Annotated in this window: 14 protein-coding genes; 7 read left to right on the top strand and 7 right to left on the bottom strand. The window is 48.7% G+C overall.

The window, feature by feature from the left end:
* The first annotated feature begins 31 nt into the window (after window positions 1-31).
* On the top strand, window positions 32-1,435 hold the full coding sequence (gene aspA / locus FN124_RS01045; RefSeq protein ID WP_142682945.1) for an aspartate ammonia-lyase: 1,404 nt from the start codon (window positions 32-34) through the stop codon (window positions 1,433-1,435).
* Window positions 1,436-1,469: 34 nt separating this feature from the next.
* Here the strand turns inward: aspA and FN124_RS01040 are convergent, their stop codons facing one another.
* Window positions 1,470-3,929 carry an MG2 domain-containing protein gene (locus FN124_RS01040; RefSeq protein ID WP_142682944.1) on the bottom strand — a complete coding sequence of 820 codons (2,460 nt, stop codon included), beginning with the start codon at window positions 3,927-3,929 and terminating at the stop codon, window positions 1,470-1,472.
* Between the two features lie 121 nt (window positions 3,930-4,050).
* Here FN124_RS01040 and FN124_RS01035 point away from each other — a divergent pair, with 121 nt between their 5' ends.
* Window positions 4,051-5,295: a BaiN/RdsA family NAD(P)/FAD-dependent oxidoreductase gene (locus FN124_RS01035; RefSeq protein ID WP_142682943.1), complete on the top strand. Its 1,245-nt coding sequence runs from the start codon at window positions 4,051-4,053 to the stop codon at window positions 5,293-5,295.
* A gap of 11 nt (window positions 5,296-5,306) precedes the next feature.
* Here FN124_RS01035 and FN124_RS01030 read toward each other — a convergent pair whose 3' ends face one another.
* Window positions 5,307-5,936, bottom strand: a complete 630-nt coding sequence (locus FN124_RS01030) for a deoxynucleoside kinase (RefSeq protein ID WP_142682942.1) — start codon at window positions 5,934-5,936, stop codon at window positions 5,307-5,309.
* A gap of 17 nt (window positions 5,937-5,953) precedes the next feature.
* Entirely contained in the window at window positions 5,954-6,439 is a 486-nt protein-coding gene (folK, locus tag FN124_RS01025) for a 2-amino-4-hydroxy-6-hydroxymethyldihydropteridine diphosphokinase (protein ID WP_142682941.1), read from the bottom strand.
* An 86-nt stretch (window positions 6,440-6,525) separates the two neighbouring features.
* Between folK and sppA the strand changes: the two genes are divergently transcribed.
* The 5 genes from sppA (at window position 6,526) to FN124_RS01000 (ending at window position 11,190) form a co-directional block, all read left to right on the top strand.
* The gene (gene sppA, locus FN124_RS01020; RefSeq protein WP_142682940.1) at window positions 6,526-8,277 is read left to right on the top strand and encodes a signal peptide peptidase SppA; all 1,752 of its coding nucleotides are present in this window, start codon (window positions 6,526-6,528) and stop codon (window positions 8,275-8,277) included.
* Between the two features lie 95 nt (window positions 8,278-8,372).
* Entirely contained in the window at window positions 8,373-9,479 is a 1,107-nt protein-coding gene (locus tag FN124_RS01015; protein WP_142682939.1) for an ABC transporter permease, read from the top strand.
* Window positions 9,480-9,518: 39 nt separating this feature from the next.
* The gene (locus FN124_RS01010; protein ID WP_142682938.1) at window positions 9,519-10,049 is read left to right on the top strand and encodes an SRPBCC family protein; all 531 of its coding nucleotides are present in this window, start codon (window positions 9,519-9,521) and stop codon (window positions 10,047-10,049) included.
* A gap of 11 nt (window positions 10,050-10,060) precedes the next feature.
* A complete protein-coding gene (locus FN124_RS01005) occupies window positions 10,061-10,591 on the top strand; it encodes an SRPBCC family protein (RefSeq protein ID WP_142682937.1) in 531 nt (176 codons plus the stop codon).
* Between the two features lie 119 nt (window positions 10,592-10,710).
* Window positions 10,711-11,190 carry a DUF2911 domain-containing protein gene (locus FN124_RS01000; RefSeq protein ID WP_260607292.1) on the top strand — a complete coding sequence of 160 codons (480 nt, stop codon included), beginning with the start codon at window positions 10,711-10,713 and terminating at the stop codon, window positions 11,188-11,190.
* A 57-nt stretch (window positions 11,191-11,247) separates the two neighbouring features.
* Here the strand turns inward: FN124_RS01000 and bioA are convergent, their stop codons facing one another.
* From bioA to FN124_RS00980, 4 genes are all read right to left on the bottom strand, one after another.
* Complete coding sequence (gene bioA / locus FN124_RS00995; protein WP_142682935.1) at window positions 11,248-12,528, bottom strand: adenosylmethionine--8-amino-7-oxononanoate transaminase; 1,281 nt, start codon at window positions 12,526-12,528, stop codon at window positions 11,248-11,250.
* A gap of 45 nt (window positions 12,529-12,573) precedes the next feature.
* Entirely contained in the window at window positions 12,574-14,967 is a 2,394-nt protein-coding gene (locus FN124_RS00990; RefSeq protein WP_142682934.1) for an ATP-binding protein, read from the bottom strand.
* A gap of 152 nt (window positions 14,968-15,119) precedes the next feature.
* Window positions 15,120-17,069 (bottom strand): LTA synthase family protein, encoded by a 1,950-nt coding sequence (locus FN124_RS00985; RefSeq protein WP_142682933.1) that lies wholly within the window; start codon window positions 17,067-17,069, stop codon window positions 15,120-15,122.
* A gap of 51 nt (window positions 17,070-17,120) precedes the next feature.
* A complete protein-coding gene (locus tag FN124_RS00980) occupies window positions 17,121-19,097 on the bottom strand; it encodes a TonB-dependent receptor plug domain-containing protein (RefSeq protein WP_142682932.1) in 1,977 nt (658 codons plus the stop codon).
* Window positions 19,098-19,206 lie beyond the last annotated feature (109 nt).

Below are 19,206 nucleotides of genomic sequence, written 5' to 3'. Positions count from 1 at the left end.
GTTTAACTTTCCAGCCTAAATTACTTTAAATATGGCAAAGAGAATTGAGCACGATTTCCTCGGGGAAAAAGAAATCCCTCATGATGTATACTACGGCATTCAAACGCTTCGTGCAATAGAAAACTTTCACATTACCGGTATTCCCCTGAAGGTGGAGCCCATGTTTGTACAGGCCCTGGGCTATGTTAAAAAAGGCGCAGCCATGGCTAACCGCGACCTCGGCGTACTCGATAAAAATATAGCAGAATACATTATCAAGGCAGCAGATCGTGTGATTGCCGGTGAATTCAACGACCAGTTCCTCAGTGACCTTATACAGGGCGGCGCAGGCACATCTGTAAACATGAACGCCAATGAAGTTATTGCCAATGTGGCGCTGGAAATGATGGGCAAAGAAAAAGGACAGTATGAATTCTGCCATCCCAACAATCATGTGAACTGCTCACAATCCACCAACGATGCTTACCCTACCGCCTTCCGTATTGCACTGATCAATAAGCTCACCGGTTATAAAACCACCCTGGGCGACCTGGCAGATGCATTCCATGCGAAAGGCGAAGAGTTTAAGGATGTACTGAAAATGGGCCGTACCCAGCTGCAGGACGCAGTGCCCATGAGCATGGGCGATGAGTTCAAAGCTTTTGCCACTAATATCAATGAGGAATTGTCGAGGGTGGAAGAAAGTAAACGGCTTATCTCTGAAATCAATATGGGCGCTACCGCTATCGGTACCGGTGTGAATACTCCCAGGGGTTATTCTGAACTGGTTACCAAACACCTTTCGGCTATCACCGGGATGGACCTGGTTTTGGCGGCTGATCTTATTGAAGCCACGGTAGATACCGGCGCATATGTACAATTGTCTGGTGTGTTGAAACGTACTGCCGTAAAGATCTCTAAAATATGTAATGATCTCAGGCTGCTTTCCTCCGGCCCACGTACAGGGCTAAACGAAATTAACCTGCCGCCTATGCAGCCCGGATCCTCCATCATGCCAGGGAAGGTAAACCCGGTGATCCCCGAAGTGGTGAATCAAACGGCCTTTTATGTAATCGGCGCTGATCTGATGGTGACGATGGCCGCGGAAGCAGGACAGCTGCAGCTGAATGTAATGGAGCCTACCATCGCTTTTGCTCTTTTCACAGCTATCACCTATATGAACAATGCCTGCAAGGCGCTGAAAGATAAATGCGTGGTTGGTATCACCGCCAATGCAGACCGCACCAGGGATATGGTGATGCACAGCATTGGCATTGTTACCCAGCTCAACCCTATTATCGGCTATGAGAAATGCTCCGCTATAGCACGGGAAGCATTGGAAACAGGCAAGTCTGTACACGACCTGGCAGTAAAAGAAAAGAAGTGGGTAACACAGGAGAAGTGGGATGAAATTTTCACTTTTGATAACCTTATAAGGCCACAGTTCATACAGTAGCGGATTTTGTCTGAGTCAGACAAAACCCGCGTGTTTAGAACTCCTGCTCCAGGTGCCCTACGCTGCCATCTTCGCCGATGCCTTCTGCTACGAGGCGGAAACGCTTGGTGAAGTCGTTGTTATAGAATTCCACCCTGGCAGTATGCGTGAGCGTGTCTATCACTACGTTCGGGTTCCAGTAAAGGGTGAGGCGTTTATCAGGTAATGCGTGTACTTCTTTTTTCACGGAGTAGTCTGGTGAATAGAATTGTTTCACGATCTGGTAGCCGGCCTTTTTATAGAGCTTAAAGCCCCGGACGCTCGGATCATTTTTCGGTGTGTTGTCGCCACCTTTTTTGGTGTATACTGCGATGGCGCCGTTAGCGCCGCCGAAGCCACCCATAAAGGGAGGGCGGAATACTTTAATGAGCGCAATGTCCTGGATGGAAAGGGTGCTCAGCATACTCACGTCCGATTGCATTTCATTGAGGTATAATCCCGGTGCGCCTCCACGCCAGGAGAGGGTTGGATTGTTATAGTCGCCCGTAATTTGCAGTCCAGCTACTTTTGATTGCAGGTATTGGAATACGTTGAGCGCAATAGGTGTTTCTTTTGTTAGGTCGAAAGTGTATCCATCGCCGCCGGAGAACATGCCGGAGGTATAACGTTTCTCCGTGGTTTCTTCCGGCTTCACTTTTTTCGCATTTACATTTACTTCCTGCAGGTATACTGTTTTATTGTTGATAGAACGGTTCACCTTATTGCCTTCCGCGGCATTGGCAAGGAATTGTTTCAATGCATTGTTATCCACTGCAGGTGGTACGCGCAGCGGGAAAGGAATTTTAATTTGGGTAGGGCGTTCAAAGAAGTGATTGTCGAACTTTACATTCACATCCACGCCTTTTTTTACGAGGTCGTTGCCCTGGTAGTAGATGTAGGCGGTATCCGGGAATATCATGTTGGCCATTTCAAACTGTCCTTTATCGTTGATAGGTGTAGAGGCAAACATGGAGGAGCTGTCTATCGGCAGGCGGATGATCATATCCAGTTTGCCGGTGGGCATAGGGCGTCCATTGAGCATGGTGGCTACACCTTTCATGAGCAGGCCTTGTTCGTAGGGGAACCTTACTTCAGGGAATTCGTTGTTAACGATTTTTTCCCAGCTAAACCGTCTCCATCCGTTGGTCATCATTACGAGGTCCAGTGCTTTCAGCGTTGAATCGGCATCGTTGCGGAAATACCAGGATGGGTTGTAGATATATCCTTTGATGTCGGAGGTAAGCAGGAAGCTGGAAATGATATTGTTCGAGTTTTTATCTACCGGCACTGCGTCTGCATCTGTGATGGATACAGAGATATTGGTTTGCATAGTGTCTGGCAGTCTCAGTTCAAAAGCATTTTTTGTTCTCGGTTCCTTATGGGTATCAGCGTCCAGTACATCTATCTGCATCAGGTCATTTTTACGGACAAAGGCCAGTCGCTCTGCGAGCGGCATACCTGATTTCGCAAAAAGGGTGATCTGGACAATACCAGAGGGGAGATGATCAGCGGGAATAAATCCGCTGATGCGGCCTTCCCCTGCATCGAGGTTGGCTTTGTATACCAGCTGGCTGCCCATCTGGCCAATGATCACCAGGTCATTTATGGAAGTATCAGTTACATTGCCGAGTACGGCCTGGTAAAATATGCGGTTACCTTTATTGAATACCTTCAGGGAGGCGCCGGCGGCCACTGCAGCGGGAAGAGACACTGTTTTGGTTTGGCCCCTGCTGCTTTTTACCGTTGCCTGGAAGATGTCCTGTGCGTTGGCAGGAGTGATTTCAAAGGAGCCCATACCGTCATGTACGGTTTTGATCACTGCGGTGCTGGCGCCTTTGGCGTCTTTTACGGCGCCTGATATCTCTATAGGGTACCCGTTATTATCGATAGCTTTAAAGGCTACTACGTTTGGCTGGCCTACGATCAGGTTGCCGCCTTCCGGGAAAAACTGTACTGCAAAGTCGGGAGCGGTGGCGCTGTCTGTTTCCGGCTGTGTTTTCTTTGAAGGGTCAAAGATCTCGATGGTCCGGGTATAGCTGAAGGCAGGATCGAAGTTGAGCATCCAGGCGGTATAGGCCCGGAGCTGGTATACGCCTGCTTTTTGTGTTTCCGGCAGATCGAAGTTACCGGGTGCACCGGCGTTACCAACGGCAAACAGCTTCTTCTGCACAATGTTATTATTTTTATCCAGCAGCTCTACATACAGGTTAGTAGCCGTAGTGGCGGGCATTCCCTGTAGTGTGAGGTAGGCTTTGAACCAGATGGTTTCACCGGCTGCATAGTAGTCCTTATCAAGATGGAGGTATACCTTTTCGGCCGGATAACGGCTGCCGAATGTTTGTAATGCCTTTATAATGCGGTCGGACCAGTCAGTAGGACGCGTTTGTATAGCCAGTGCACTCATTACGCCGCCTAACATCACGGCTGGTATTATCCATTTCAGAAATTGTCGCTTTTTCTTCAGGTTCGATTGCATGCAATATAGTTTGAGCGGGTATAATATATGTCAAAAATATAAACTTTGGAAGATTAATCAGTAAGATTACGGCAGGTTTGTTATTATTGCGTGTTCAACCTACGGTTTTAACAAGATTTTAATGAGCTCAGGAAAGAAACGTTTAGTGATAGCTGGTGGCGGTGCTGCCGGTTTTTTTTGTGCAGTGAACGCCGCGCGGCTGAGCCCCGGGCTGGAAGTGGTGCTGCTGGAAAAAACGGGAAAGCTGCTATCGAAAGTAAAGGTAAGTGGGGGCGGGCGTTGCAATGTTACGCACAATGCACCGGATATTACGTACATGGCTAAACGCTATCCCCGGGGGCAGAACTTTGTAAAGAAATCCTTTTCCCGCTTCTTTGTGCCCGATACCATTGCCTGGTTCAGGGAAAGAGGTGTATTGCTGAAGGCGGAAGAAGATGGCCGCATGTTCCCGGTAACAGACGATTCGCAGACGATCATCGACTGCCTCCTGCGGGAAGCAGATAAGTACCATCTCTCCATACGCACTAATACAGAAGTGACATCCTTTAAAAAGGACAGCGATGGGCGCTGGCGGCTTCAATTACAGCAGGGACCGGAGCTTACGGCCGACTATTTATGCATTGCAGCCGGAGGCTATGCGCAGGCGGCAAAATTTGCCTGGCTGGAACAAACCGGGCATAGCATTGTACCACCGGCGCCATCGCTGTTTACCTTCAATATGCCTGGCAACCCTGTTACCAGCCTGATGGGAGTAGCTACCATTGCACAGGTAAAAGTAGCAGGCACTAAACTACAGGAGCAAGGCCCTTTGCTGGTCACCCACTGGGGTATGAGCGGCCCGGCAGTATTACGGTTGTCGGCCTGGGGAGCCAGGGAATTGCAGCAGTTACAGTATACCTTCACGGCTATTGTAAACTGGATCCCTTCCTACAATGAAAATACCCTGCGGGAGCAGTGGCAGGACCTGCGCTTTGAACTGGGGAAGCAAAAGATATACAATAAAAATCCTTTTGGACTGCCGCAGCGGCTCTGGCAATTCCTGCTTCAACAGGCGGGTGTGGGGGAAGAAATGAGATGGGCAGACGTGCCGGCGAAAGATCAGAACCGTTTGATGAAACTATTGGTGGGCATGGAGTTCCCGGTGAAGGGCAAAACTACTTTTAAGGAAGAATTTGTTACCTGCGGGGGCATTGCCCTCAGCGAAATAGACCCGGCTACTATGGAAAGCCGGCTGGTACCCAACCTTTTCTTCGCGGGAGAGGTAATGGATGTAGACGGGATCACGGGTGGTTTCAATTTTCAGCACGCCTGGACCAGCGGCTTCGTTGCGGCCAGCGCGATTGCAGCGCGCGCGGATTTTGTCTGACGCGAAGGTTGTCATAACCTGAGGTAATGAACTCCCGGTTCATATTCCTTTTCAAGCGCCTGTAGCAGGTGATCGAAATCCGCTGGTTGCCGCAGGAAATCCACTTTAGTGGTATCTACCACCAATGTGCGTACAGGATGCTGCTTGATATATTGCATATACATATCGTGCACATTCAGCAGGTATTCGTCGGGTATCTGTTGCTCGTAGGAGCGGTTACGGTGACGGATATTCTCCTGCAGTTTTGTGACCGGCGCATTCAGGAATATCAGCAACTCGGGTTGTACCAGCTGCGGATTAATAATGTCGAAGAGCTTCTGGTAAAGAGAGTATTCTTCTTCCGGCAAATTAATTTTTGCAAACAACAGGCTTTTTATAAACAGGTAATCGGAAATGATCACATCGCTGAAAAGGTCCTGCGACTGCAGCATTTCCTTCAGTTGTTTATACCGCTCTGCCATAAAGAACAGTTCCAGCGGAAAGGCATACTGCTGCGGGCGTTCGTAAAAAAGAGGGAGGAAAGGATTATCTGCAAATTCTTCCAGTATCAGTTTTGCAGAAAAATGGGTAGCGAGCATATTGGCCAGCGTTGTTTTGCCGGCGCCGATATTCCCTTCTACCGTAATGAATTTATAACGCATGAAGATAGGTTTAAAATTTAGTCCTGGTAACGGTTTGCCGGCAATGTATCCGGGCAGGATGCCGCCAGCTCCCGTACTGTTTTATGTAACACCGGGTGCATGTAGTCCGGTATTATCTCCATCAGGGGCACCAGCACAAACTGCCGCAGGTGCATACGCGGATGCGGTACTTTCAGCTCCGGCAGGGAATGAATGCTATCATTAAAAAAGATCAGGTCGATATCAATTACCCTGGCCCCCCATTTTTCCTGGCGGATACGGCCTATCTTTCTTTCTATCTCTAACAGTGTATGCAATAACGTTAGTGCATCCAATGATGTGCGGATCTCAACCCCCTGGTTCAGGTAATCCGGTTGATCCACGGCTCCCCAGGGAGCAGTCTGGTATAAGGCTGAGGTTTGTACTACCTCTCCGGCTGTCTGAGCGATCAGTTGTACCGCCTTCTGAAGGTTCCCGGTACGGTCACCCAAATTGCCACCTATAAGTAATATTGCTGTATTCATGTATATTTCAAGTCTCAAAAGTAGCCATATTCCTTATTTTTGAAAAAATGTATCTTTCCATCTCAGTTTCATTTTAACCAAAAAGTATGCGTTTCTTTAAAGTTTTCCTGGCCGCATTCCTTGCATTCGTAGCATTTACAGCAATATGCTTCTTTATATTGCTGATAATGATAGGTAAGGCTATTACCCCTGAAAAGGTAACAATTTCCCCCAATAGTGTACTCGTGCTCGAAACAGGGCAGTCGTACAACGAACAGAAAGTAGTTAACCCATTGGGAGCCCTGATCAATGATGAATCTGCAGAAACGCCGGGATTATACCAGGTGGTAAGACTCATAGAGAATGCTGCAGGCGACGACAACATTAAAGGCATCTACCTGAAAGTAAACGGGAACCCCAACGGATTTGCCAGCACAGAAGAATTGCGTAATGCCCTTCTCCGTTTCCGGAAGTCCAGGAAATTTGTGTATGCCTACGGTGAAGTAATGGACCAGAATGCCTATTACCTGGCCAGTGCGGCAGATAAAGTATACCTGAACCCCAAAGGCGGGGTGGATTTTACCGGCTTTGCCAGCCAGATCATGTTCCTCAAAGGAACCCTGGATAAACTGGAGATCAAACCGGAAATTTTTTACTGCGGAAAATTCAAAAACGCCACAGAACCACTGCGTGAAACACAAATGACAGACGCCAACCGTATCCAGACCACCCAGTTCCTGGGTGAACTGTATGGCACCTTTCTGGAAGGCATCAGTGCCGCACGCAACATTGATACAGCTACTTTGCACAGCTATGCCAATGAGAACCTGATCCAGCAAGCCAGCGATGCGCTGAAATATAAACTGGTAGACGGTTTGAAGTATGATGACGAAGTAACGGCAGAACTCAAAAGCAAAACAGGCATCAAACAGGACGAAACAGCCAACCTGGTAACGCTCGGAAAATATAACAGCGGCACGGATCTTTCTTCCGGCAGCGGAGATGCGCGGCTGGCCCTGATCTATGCAGAAGGGGATATTATTAGTGGCGAATCAGAGCGTGATAAAACCATTGCAAGCGATGACTATATCCGCGAAATCCGCAAAGCCCGTGAAGATAAAAATGTGAAGGCCATCGTGTTCCGTGTAAACTCCGGCGGCGGCAGTGCACTGGCGTCTGAAGTGATATGGCGCGAACTCTCCCTGGCGAAGAAAGTAAAACCGGTGGTAGTGTCAATGGGTGATTATGCTGCATCCGGCGGATATTATATTTCGTGTATGGCCGACAGTATTTTTGCAGAACCCAATACCTTAACCGGTTCTATCGGTGTATTCGGTGTGATGTTCAATATGCAGGACTTCTTCAAAAATAAGGCAGGCGTTACCTTCGACGGTGTTAAAACTGCTCCCTATGCAGATCTGGGCTCTATTGGCCGCCCGCTTACAGATGCAGAGAGGCGTTTTATACAGAGCGGTGTAGACAGTATCTATGCATCTTTCAAATCCCGCGTGGTGGCGGGCCGTAAACTGGCCCCAGCTATTATAGACAGCATTGCACAGGGGCATGTTTGGAGTGGCTTAAGGGCAAAGGAACTGGGCCTGGTAGACCGTATCGGTGGTATCAACGAAGCGCTGGCATGTGCAGCAAAGCTGGCCAAGCTGTCGGAATACCGTTTAAGGGAATTCCCCGAAGCAAAAAATCCCCTGAGCAAGCTGGCGAAAACCTTTGGAGGTAACATGCGCATGGAGATGGTGAAGAAGGAACTGGGCGCCAATTATGAAATATACCAGCAGATAAAAGATGTTCAGCAGCTACACGGCGATATCCAGGCGAGAATGCCGTTTAAGTATAACTTCTAGGTAATCGCGTAATTCGCCGAAGGCGAACCATTTTTTCCTAAAAGAAGGGAAAAACGTTGTAGTTTTACCGCCGGTTTTTAAAATAGCAGAATCAGATGAATGGAGCGAAGTACAGCCAGTTGAGGGCCATGCTGGCCATTACCAAAGGAAGCCTGAGAGGTATTTTTCGTAGCCCTTCCGCAGTAGTGTTCAGTTTGGGATTCCCGCTGGTATTTATCCTGGTGTTTGGGTTTATTGGAAAAAGCACTGTTTCCGTTAAAGTGGGGATTGACAGGCGCACTGATATCAACAGCAGGTATTACCAGGAGTTGTCGCATGCCGGTACGCTGAAACTGGTTACCGACCAGCCAGCAGCAGAAATGGAAGATGATCTGAAGAAAGGCCGCCTGGTGGCTATCCTGAACATTGTGCCAAAGGAAGGGGCCAACCATGTAACTGCATACGACATTAATATCCGGACTTCTACCGCCTCTGATGCCGGGAAAAAGATAACCCTGGTATCCATCCTCAAAAGTATTGCCGGCAAGCTGGACGACGAAACTTATAAACGCCCTACCGTAGCCATTTTTACACAAACAGAGGTGCCGGGGCGCGAATTCAAGACCATCGACTTTATCCTGCCAGGACAGCTGGGCTTTGCCTTGATGAGTGCCGCCGTTTTTGGTACCGCCTTCCTGTTTTACAATATGCGTCAAACGCTGGTACTCAAGCGTTTCTTTGCCACGCCGATCAAACGTACTTACATTGTACTGGCGGAAGCATTGAGCCGGATGATCTTCCAGCTCATCAGCTCCGTGGTGATCATTGCCCTGGGGCACTTCGCTTTTGGTTTTACGCTGGTGCACGGCTTTGCCACTTTTCTGGAAATGCTGGTATTGTCTGTATTCGGGCTGCTGGTATTCATGGGCTTTGGTTTCGTGGTGAGCAGCCTGGCAAAGAACGAAAGCACCATTCCGCCACTGGCCAATATTGTTACCCTGCCGCAGTTCCTGCTGGCAGGCACCTTTTTCCCGATAGATTCCTTCCCTGGCTGGTTGCAGCCGATATGTAAGATCATGCCGCTCACCTACCTGATAGACGCCCTCAGGAAAGTAGCCTTTGAAGGGCTGCATCTTTGGAATGTAGGCTGGGAGCTTGCCATCCTTACTTTATGGGGTGTTGTCGTATATGCGGTAGCCGTGAAAGTATTCAAGTGGGAATAAGGCGATTTCGTTAGCTTTGTAGGATCTAAATCCAGTCACATGCAAGCCTTTTTCATTATCCTGGGTGCGTTTATTGTCCTTGTGCTGGGGCTTTTCATTTTCAGTTTATTCCTTTCTCCCGCCATTAAGGTGGAGCGTTCGCTGGTAATAACGGCTGCGCCGGGGGATATTTTCCCGCTGCTGAACGTAGTACGCAACTGGGAGCTATGGTCGCCCTGGAAAGAGCAGGACCCTGCCGTTAAAATCACCTACGGGGAAAAGGAGAGTGGTGTTGGCGCCGGCTACAGCTGGGAAAGTCGTAACAGGAACGTTGGCAAAGGGCATATGACCATCACAGAATCCAAACCGGACCAGCAGGTAGTCACCCATATCGATTTTATGGGCATGGGCGCTACCAAAGGCTATTTCCGCCTGGATCCCGTAAATGGCGGTACCCTGGTCACCTGGGGGATGGTGTGCGATATGGGGCAGCACCCCATCCGCAAAGTGATGGGGCTGATGATGGACAAATGGGTTGGGAAAGATTTTGAGAAAGGACTGGCAAACATAAAGCGGCTCCTTAAAGGATAATATATTTTTCTATGAGGTTTATTAAGTTGTTACTGATCGGCGTGATCATTTTAGGCATGGTGGTTTTCGGACTATCGCTGGCATTTCCCTCTACCGCAGTAGTGGAGCGTACCGGTGTGATACAGGCGCCTATTGATACGGTGTATGCGCATATCAGTAACCTGAAAGCCTGGGATACCTGGAACCCCTGGACCCGTCCTGATACCACTGCCACACTGGTGTATTCTGATCCGCCATCGGGAAAAGGCGCCTGGTACAGCTGGAACGGAAAGCTCAACAGCGGAAAGGTAACGGTGCTCGACAGCGATCCGGCGAAAGGAATGCATTATTTGCTTGATATTAAAAGCGTACGGCCGGTAAACGGGGGAATAGAGCTGAAACCCACCGCAGATGGAAAGGCAACGGCGGTTTTCTGGCATATGGAAATTAAACTGGGCATGCTGCCCTGGTGGAAACTGAGAGGATTTGTTGCAGACAGGGTATATGGACCGGCCATGAGCAATGGTTTGACAAAATTGAGCCGTATTTGTGAAGGAAAATAATATGGAGTTATTTTACCATTGATACAATAGTTTTGCCCGCGATGGTTTTTATGATTTAAATTGTTACCGTATCTCAACAACTTCTTACAGAAAAAACTAAAAAAATGAAACATTTCTTTTTGGCAACCTTATTTCTGGCCTTTACCAGCCTCGTTTTTGCTCAGGAGAAGGCTCGTAAAAGCCCCCACGTTACAGTAGAAGCCAACGGTATTAAAGTAGTGTACGGACAACCGTCCAAAAAAGGCCGCGAAATTTTTGGTAAACTGGAACCATTTGGTAAAGTATGGCGTACAGGCGCTGATGAAGCCACTGAAATTACTTTTAATAAAGACGTGGTATTTGGTGGTAAACCTGTAAAAGCCGGTACTTACACTTTATTCTCTATTCCTGATCCCAAAACCTGGACCGTTATCCTGAATGGTAAACTGGGCCAGTGGGGCGCATATGATTACGATAAAAATAAAGGACAGGATGTAGTTTCCGTAAAAGTAAAACGCGAAACACTGTCTACCCCGGTAGAAAAACTGACCTTCACCCTACCCGGAAATGCCGTGGTATTTGAATGGGACGATACTAAAGTATCTGTACCGGTTAAATAATTTCACCGGAAAAAATACCAGGGGCACAGGCATCAGGCCTGTGCCCTTTTTTTATGACTATGATAAAGTGCTCAGCAGTTCGCGGATACTGTTGTATACTTCGTTCAGCTGCTCATTGGTAATGCAGTAGGGCGGCAATATGTAAAGGGTATTGCCAAGTGGCCGCAGCATCACTCTTTTAGCCCGGAAAAACCGGTGCAGGTCATCTGCCAGTGCATTCGTGTAACCATCGGCGTTAGCAGTTACTATTTCAAAGGCGAGGATGGTGCCCAGCAGTCTTGAATTTTTTATTACCGCATATTTGCGCAGCTCTTCCAGGAATGCCGCATGCTTTTCGTGTATACGTTCCCGGTTTGCTATGCAGGCAGGATCGGTAAACAGGTCGAGGCTGGCCAGCGCTGCGGTGCAGGCCAGGGGGTTAGCGGTAAAGGAATGGCCATGAAACAGTGTTTTCAGCTTATCGCTGGAAAGGAAGGCTTCATATACTGCCGCGGTGCTGGTAGTTACCCCCAGGGCCATAGTGCCGCCGGTGAGCCCTTTGGAAAGACAAATAATATCCGGCAGCGTTTCCAGGTATTCCATCGCAAAGTTTTTCCCCGTTCTGCCAAAGCCCGTCATTACTTCATCCGCAATCAGCAATATATTTTTGCTGGCGCAAAACCGGAGTAACTGTTCAAAAGCGGCAGCATCATACATCACCATACCACCTGATCCCTGGAGCAGGGGTTCAAAAACAAATGCCGCTATATCTTCCGGTTGCAGCGCAGTAATGTTGTTTATAATCCGGGAGATGTTTTCCGCAGTAGGTACTTCTATGAACTGAACATCAAACAGGCGGTCATCAAAAACGCGGGTGAACACACTTCTGCCGCTTACGCTCATGGCGCCGAACGTATCGCCGTGATAGGCGTTGTGAAAGGCCAGTATCTTGTGTTTAGGGGTGCCTTTGTTGTCCCAGTACTGGATGGCCATTTTGAGCGCCACTTCTATAGCAGTGGAGCCGTTGTCTGAATAAAAAACGCGGCGCTGATTGGGGGGAAGGATCTGTAATAGCCGTTCTGCCAGGTTAACCGCCGGGGGATGGGTATACCCCGCAAAGATGCAGTGTTCCAGCTGTAAGGCCTGTGCGGCCAGCTGCCGGGCAATATGCGGGTGTGCATGACCGTGTATATTCACCCACCAGCTGGAGGTGGCATCTATATAGCTGTTATTGTTTTCATCGAAAAGCAGCGCGCCTTCGCCACGCACAATACCAATAGGTGCAGGAGCTGTTTGCATTTGTGTGTAGGGATGCCAGATCACGTCCAGATCACGGGCCGACAAAGAAGATGTTTGCATAGTTGCTGGCTGTTGGTGCAGCCGCTAAGGTACTATAAAAGGAGATTATGTTTTCCTGTACTGCCCGAGTATGTTCAGCAGATCCTTTGCTGCATAAGGTTTGGGCAGCATATCTTTTACACGGAGATTAGCTAGCCGTTCTGTTACCTCCGGCATAATATCGGCCGTTAATACGATGATAAAGGCATCCGGCTGCAGGTGCTGGATATGAGGAATGGTTTCATAGCCGTTCATCTCCGGCATATGGAGGTCCAGTATGATCCCGTCAAAAGATTGTTCCTGCATTTTTTGCAGCGCCAGCCTGCCATTACTGGCGGTTTCAATCTGCGCGCCTGAGCTCTTCAACTGCAGCTCAAGGATACGGATATTGATGGCATTGTCTTCCACCACCAGTAATTTCATGTTTTTCAAATATCCCACCCGTTGTTTGTTTTGCGGATGTATGTCCCCGCTTTTGGTTTCCGGTATTGCAAAACTGATATCAAAGCGGAAGGTAGTGCCTTCGTTTTTTTTACTTTCCAGGATAATATTACTGTTATGAAGTGCCACCAGTTTTTTGGTAATGGCCAGTCCAAGCCCCGTTCCGCCATGATGGCGGGTGGTGGCGGAATCTTCCTGTACAAACGTATCAAATATTTTATCCTGCATTTCCGGAATAATACCTACGCCGGTATCCTTTATTGCAAAGGAAAGGGTACAGGTATCTGCTTCTGTATTTATCCGGTGGACTTCCAGTATAACCGACCCCGCGCCGGTAAATTTGATGGCGTTGTTCAGAAGGTTGTTGAGTATCTGCGATAATCTTACCGGGTCGCCCTTTAATGCAGGAGGTAAACGATCGAGCCGGGTTACCAGGTCAATTCCCTTGCCGGCGGCCATGGGCTGGTAATTCCGTATAATGCCTGTGAGCAGTGCGCCAAGGTCAAATGGTATGTTTTCAAGTTCAATCTTTCCTGATTCCATCTTACTGAAATCAAGGATATCATTGATGAGGCCCAGCAAATGATGTGCGGAAAACTGAAGGTTGTGCACCACTTCCGCCTGTTCCGGAGCAGGATTTTCCCCGAGGATACCGGCAATACCGATAATGGCATTGAGCGGTGTACGGATTTCGTGGCTCATTACTGATAAAAAATCACTTCTCGATTGTGCGGCTTTCTGTGCGCTATCGCGGGCAGCGGTGAGCGCCAGCTCGGTATCTTTCTTATCCGTAATATCCATGATAATGCCCCTGAAATGCGTGAGCTGGCCATGATTGTTATATACGGCCCTGCCGATGGTGCGCATCCAGGTTTGTTTTCCTTTGGCAGAAATATGCCGCAGCTCAAGGTCGTACGGTGTTTTATGAGCTATCATTGCCTCCCTTGCAGCAATATAAGCAGGCTGGTCGTCCGGATGCCAGAAAGTAACAGCGGAATGAAAGGAGACGGGGAAATCGTGTGGTATCTCTCTTAATTCGTACACTTCCCGGGTCCAGTAGGTTTCCCCGGTAGCTACATTAAATTCCCATCCGCCCATTTTCCCCATTTGCTGGCAGATGCTCAGCAGCTGGTTGCTCCGGCGTAGTTCCGATTGTGCCTGTAAATAATTGTTATTCTTTTTTTCTAATTCGGAGATATTCCGGATCATCAGCAGGATACGCCTGGGAGCGGGTGGTTTATCCTTTATGATCCGCATCTTCAGCTGGTACCAGTTTTCCGGTCCCTGCCGGATATCAGGATATACATACTCCTGGTCTTCCCCGGTTTGCAGCAGTTTGTCGGCCACCCGGTCAAATGCGCCGGCATGTTCGCCAAGTGCTTCACGGATGGTTTTACCGATCACTTCTTCCCTGGGCCGGAATAAGAGGCTGTCGTTACTGCACCATACCCTGGTAAAGATCTTTTGCTCATTCATCTCAAATAAGATATCATCCAGGGTAAGCATCAGGGAATCCCATTCGGATTTCAGCCGGGTGAATGCGGATTGCAGCTGCCGTGTTTCCTTTTCCCGGGCAGCATGATAGTGATAATGTCCAAGTACCTGCAACAGGGGCTGCAGGAAAGCAACGGTATCTGAATAAGCGGTGCTGCCGGCCAGTCCTATCACCGCCATTACCTGTTGCTGGTGCATCACCGGCAACCCGATAAAGGCCGGTGTGGTATCATCTGCGGGAAGTACCAGGGGCATCCCGCTGTTGGCTACCTTCTGCAATGCGGGGGTAAAATTCCATCCGTGTTCGGGCGCATGATTGATAATGGTAATAGTATGCAGTTGCGGCGGCGTGTTGTTTTTCTTTAACTCTCCCACAAAACCGTAAGCACTTACTGTTAGTTCCATCAGTTGTCCTAACATTTGCTGAACAGCATGATCGGGATGTTCCTGCAATCCATAGTCTGCAGGAATACTGCCAATGATATTCAGTAACTTTTGCTGACGCAACGCTGCAGTAGCCGGCATGAGCGTGTTGGTTTTATTTAATGCAAAAAAAGAGGCCAGATTATGAAAGCCGGGGTAATTACATTGATACCGGGGAAATAAAATTAGGGAATTAACGGGAGAAAACGAACAGGGAATTGTTACCGGGAGCGGAGGCCGCTCCCGGTACAGTATTATTTCCCCATACCACCGTTCTTAAACAGTGAATAGGCGGTTTGATAGTTGGCGATGCTGTTTTTGAGAAGACTGCTGTCCATTGTAGTGGCGCGTTGCTCATTGCGTTCCATGTTCCAGCTGAAGCACTGCGCTTTCTGCTGTGGGCTCAGGATGAGCAGTTTTCCTGGTTCCAGGTAGCCGAGCTTTTGATAGGTGCTCACCATGGCACGTGGCCTGTAACCGGGGAGGAGCACATTTTCTCCATAAAATTTGCTGTTGTAGCTCCAGTGCAGCATTCCCAGCAGGGTGGGATAGATATCTATCTGGGAGCACATCACGCTGATTTCCTGTGGCGCTATGCCGGGAACATTGTACAGGATACAGGGGATATGATATTTGCTGATCTCTATTTCATTTTTACCGGCGCTGCTGGCGCAGTGGTCGGCCACGAAAATGATCACAGTATTTTTAAACCAGGGTTTGGTGCGGATCTTTTTCAGGAACTGCCCGATGGCGTAATCGGTATACTTCACGGCGCCATCGCGGCCACTGCCGGAGGGAATATCTATTTTGCCGGAAGGATAGGTATATGGCCGGTGGTTGGAGGTGGTCATCACAAAATCATAGAACGGTTTGCCGGCGGCATATTTCTGGTCGGCGCTTCTGATCGCGGCGTTGTAAATATCCTCATCGCACACGCCCCAGGCATTTTCGAACTGCACTGCGCTGTCGGGGATGTTGGTACGGGTAGTGGTAATATGATCATCCACCAGTTTATGACGGAGCCGGTCGGTAATGTCATAACCGTTGTTGCCAAAGTATTTGTTCATGTTATCAAAGTAGCCGTCGCCGCCATAAAAGAAAGTACTTTCGTATCCTTCCTTTTCAAAAAGCTGGCCTACAGAAAAGAGGTTCTCATTCTTTTTCCGGCGAACAATGCTTTGTCCTGGTGTAGGCGGAACGGCCAGTGATAATGCTTCCATCCCTCTTACGGTACGGGTGCCGGTGGCATACATGTTGGTGAACAGGATGCTTTCTTTGGCAATACTGTCCAGCACAGGGGTAATATGCCCGGTGTTGCCAAAGCGTTCCATAAAATCGGCGCTGAAGCTTTCAATGGTTACCATGATCACATTGGGCGTAATACGTGTAGCCGTATCTGTTATACTCCTGTAAATGCTGTTGCCACTGGCAAGGTAATGGCTGTCTGGCGATTGCAAAAGTGTGCGTAACCGGCTGAAAGCGCTGTTATCATCTTCCAGCAGGTAATACTTATCGTAAGCCAGTTCATTATTCAGGTAGGCCGATACAAAAGAATATACACCTGCCTTGGAGAGCTCCTGTGCGTACCGGTTCTTACTTTTTTCGGCCCAGGTATTATTGATAAAGAAGATGTGCAGCAGCATTAATCCCATCAGTACAGCGAAGGTGAACAGGCGTTTCAGGAAAGGCGTGTTGGACTGGAAGCTGTTGCGGAAAGTACCCCGGCGGATCAGCACCCAGGTAATGAGCGCGGTGAATAATAACACGCCGCCTATCAGCAGTGGCAGGGGGTACGACTGGTTTATATTGCTGATCACTTCATAGGTGTAAATGAGATAATCAACTGCAATGAAGTCGAAGCGACCTGCATATTCTCCCCAGAAAGTAAATTCTGCAAAAAAGGAAAATACCAGGATCACCATTGCCAGGAAAAAGCCGGTATAGGTGAATAGCCGGTTAAACAGGGTATTGTTCAGCCGTTGGGGTAGGAGCAATAAATACAGGGCATACCCAATGGTAAAAAATAAGGCGACCCCGATGTCGTAAATAAGTCCTTTGCCGTATATGGCCGGTAAATGAGACAAATGAAGCCCGGATTGAGGAAAAGCCCATATGAGCAATGCAGTTCTAACGAGGAATGACAGGATCAGGAGTACGGTACTAAAGCCAAACAGTACGGCGTACCTGTTTTTTACAGAATTCATGGTGTATAGAAATTAAAGACCGCGAAGGTACACTGTTCCTTATAGATTTAACTAAAAATTAACTTTCAATGACATATTCATGATTCTTCCATCTACAGGCCCCCACAATGCCGCAAACTCCGGGTGTGTGACGGTGCCGGTAAACAGGGGGGCGTTTTTGCCCTGCCTGGCATCGAAAAGATTTTCCCCGTTCAGTACCAGGGTAACGTGTTCCCCGAACTGGCGGGAGATCATGGCTGCCCAGAACCAGTAGTTGGGAGTTGCCAGGTTATTATCGTCGTATTGGTGGCCTATCCAGCTGTTTTCAATCCCAAAGCGCCATTTACCCTCGATATCGTATGCAAGGGTGCTGGCAAACTTATCCTGTGGTGCAAAGGCAATATTGGTACGGGCGGTATTATTGTACCGCGATACAGTATGGTTGTATCCCAGGTAAAGCTCCAGGTGATCAAGGGCAAAGCGGAGATAAGTATCGGTGCCCAGGCTGTTTACGGCATAAGGCATATTCTGCAACAGGTACATGCCCTGGCCACCGGTTTGCAGCACTGGCAGGATGGGGTCTTTAATGTGGGTATAATAGAATGCCTGGTTCAGGGTCATATCTACCTGGCCTATACTGGTATGGTAATTCCCGTCGAAGTTGATACCCTGGCTTTTTTCAGATCTTATACCAGCGCTGAGGGGCAGCAGGTAGCGATAGCCCAGGGTTTGCGTTTGTGCGGTGAAAACAGCCGGGGATTTATAGCCTGTACCTCCGCTGAGACGGATGGAAAGGTCTTCCACCGGTTTATATACAAAAGCCAGCCTTGGTAAAACGTACCATCCGAATTTATTATGATAGTCGGTGCGGAGCCCAGCTTCTGCCATCAGCTGGTTGGTGATCCGGAATCCGTCCTGTACAAAAAGGCCGGTGGTGTTGTACTGGTAATTGCCCAGCAGGGTGCTGTCGCCTTTGGCCCGGTGGTATATTTCGCCGGTATTGTTAATACCGGCTACCCAGTTGTGCCGGCCGCTTGTTTTGTGATAGGAAACCTCTCCGTAGGTGCTGGCCTGGTTGCCCAGCAGGGCAAAGGTTTCCACGTTGTTCTGCAGGTGGTAAAAGCTGCCCACGCCTTTTACTGACAGGGAGCCGCCACCCAGCTGCTTACGGGTAAATTGGAGGTCTATACTATGTCTTTCGCTGTTGTTGATCTCTGTATACCGGTGTAGATCGGTAGGGGCATGGTCGAGTACCTGCATGTCGCCGCCTTCACGTTTTTCAACAGTACCGGTATATCCTGCCACGAGGGTGGTTTGTGGGCTCAGGTACCAGAAAAAACGGGGGTGGAGCAGGTATTGCCGCAGGCGTGGCACATCGCTGAACCCGTCTTTATTTACATCGGTAGCGTTTTGCGTAGTAACGCCGGCAAACAGGGTAAGACCTGTTTTTCTGTATTTTTCTGCGTAGTAAGCATTGACGTTGGTTTCCTTTAATGTACTACGATTAACCAGCACCGTTAGTTCCGGTTTATCTCCCGGTGTTTTGGCAATAAAGTTGATGATGCCGGCAATTGCGCCACCACCGTAGAGTGTGGAAACAGATCCCTTGATTATTTCTATTTGTTTGAGGTCCAGCGGCGGGATGGATAGAACCCCGAAATTACCGCTGAGCCCTTCGTATACTGGCACTCCGTCGCGCAGCAGCTGGGTATATTTCCCATCAAGCCCCTGCATGCGGATGGCGTTGTTGCCACTCACGGCCGAGGTGTTCTGAATATGGATCACTGAAAGGTCGCCCAGGATGCTGGCTACATTCCCTGGTTTGATGCCGCTTTCTTCTATCATGTCTTCTTTTCCCAGTACTTCTACTTTCATGGGCAGGTCTTCAATGCGGCTGTTATTCCGTGTAGAGGAAATAACTACTTCCCCCAGATCCGACACCCTGCCGATGGTATCCTTAACGGGAACGGGCACACGATTTTGTGCATTCATTGTGCCGGTTGCGCTGAGGAGAATTGCCGGTACCATGTATTTTATATGCTTGTTCATAGCACAAATAAAAACATCGAATCTGGAGCAAATCTGATCGTGAGCGCGGAGTTTGTCTGACTCAGGATTAAACTGATTTCGCTGATTTTATTTTTTAGATTTTATAAAT

The sequence above is a fragment of the Chitinophaga polysaccharea genome (assembly GCF_902150045.1).
GTDB lineage: Bacteria > Bacteroidota > Bacteroidia > Chitinophagales > Chitinophagaceae > Chitinophaga > Chitinophaga polysaccharea_A.
This window is presented reverse-complemented; position numbering and strand designations above follow the sequence as displayed.

Coding starts and splice junctions, on each gene's coding strand:
- aspA (WP_142682945.1), top strand. CDS start 32: ATGGCAAAGAGAATTGAGCACGATTTCCTCGGGGAAAAAGAAATCCCT.
- FN124_RS01040 (WP_142682944.1), bottom strand. CDS start 3,929: ATGCAATCGAACCTGAAGAAAAAGCGACAATTTCTGAAATGGATAATA.
- FN124_RS01035 (WP_142682943.1), top strand. CDS start 4,051: ATGAGCTCAGGAAAGAAACGTTTAGTGATAGCTGGTGGCGGTGCTGCC.
- FN124_RS01030 (WP_142682942.1), bottom strand. CDS start 5,936: ATGCGTTATAAATTCATTACGGTAGAAGGGAATATCGGCGCCGGCAAA.
- folK (WP_142682941.1), bottom strand. CDS start 6,439: ATGAATACAGCAATATTACTTATAGGTGGCAATTTGGGTGACCGTACC.
- sppA (WP_142682940.1), top strand. CDS start 6,526: ATGCGTTTCTTTAAAGTTTTCCTGGCCGCATTCCTTGCATTCGTAGCA.
- FN124_RS01015 (WP_142682939.1), top strand. CDS start 8,373: ATGAATGGAGCGAAGTACAGCCAGTTGAGGGCCATGCTGGCCATTACC.
- FN124_RS01010 (WP_142682938.1), top strand. CDS start 9,519: ATGCAAGCCTTTTTCATTATCCTGGGTGCGTTTATTGTCCTTGTGCTG.
- FN124_RS01005 (WP_142682937.1), top strand. CDS start 10,061: ATGAGGTTTATTAAGTTGTTACTGATCGGCGTGATCATTTTAGGCATG.
- bioA (WP_142682935.1), bottom strand. CDS start 12,528: ATGCAAACATCTTCTTTGTCGGCCCGTGATCTGGACGTGATCTGGCAT.
- FN124_RS00990 (WP_142682934.1), bottom strand. CDS start 14,967: ATGCCGGCTACTGCAGCGTTGCGTCAGCAAAAGTTACTGAATATCATT.
- FN124_RS00985 (WP_142682933.1), bottom strand. CDS start 17,069: ATGAATTCTGTAAAAAACAGGTACGCCGTACTGTTTGGCTTTAGTACC.
- FN124_RS00980 (WP_142682932.1), bottom strand. CDS start 19,097: ATGAACAAGCATATAAAATACATGGTACCGGCAATTCTCCTCAGCGCA.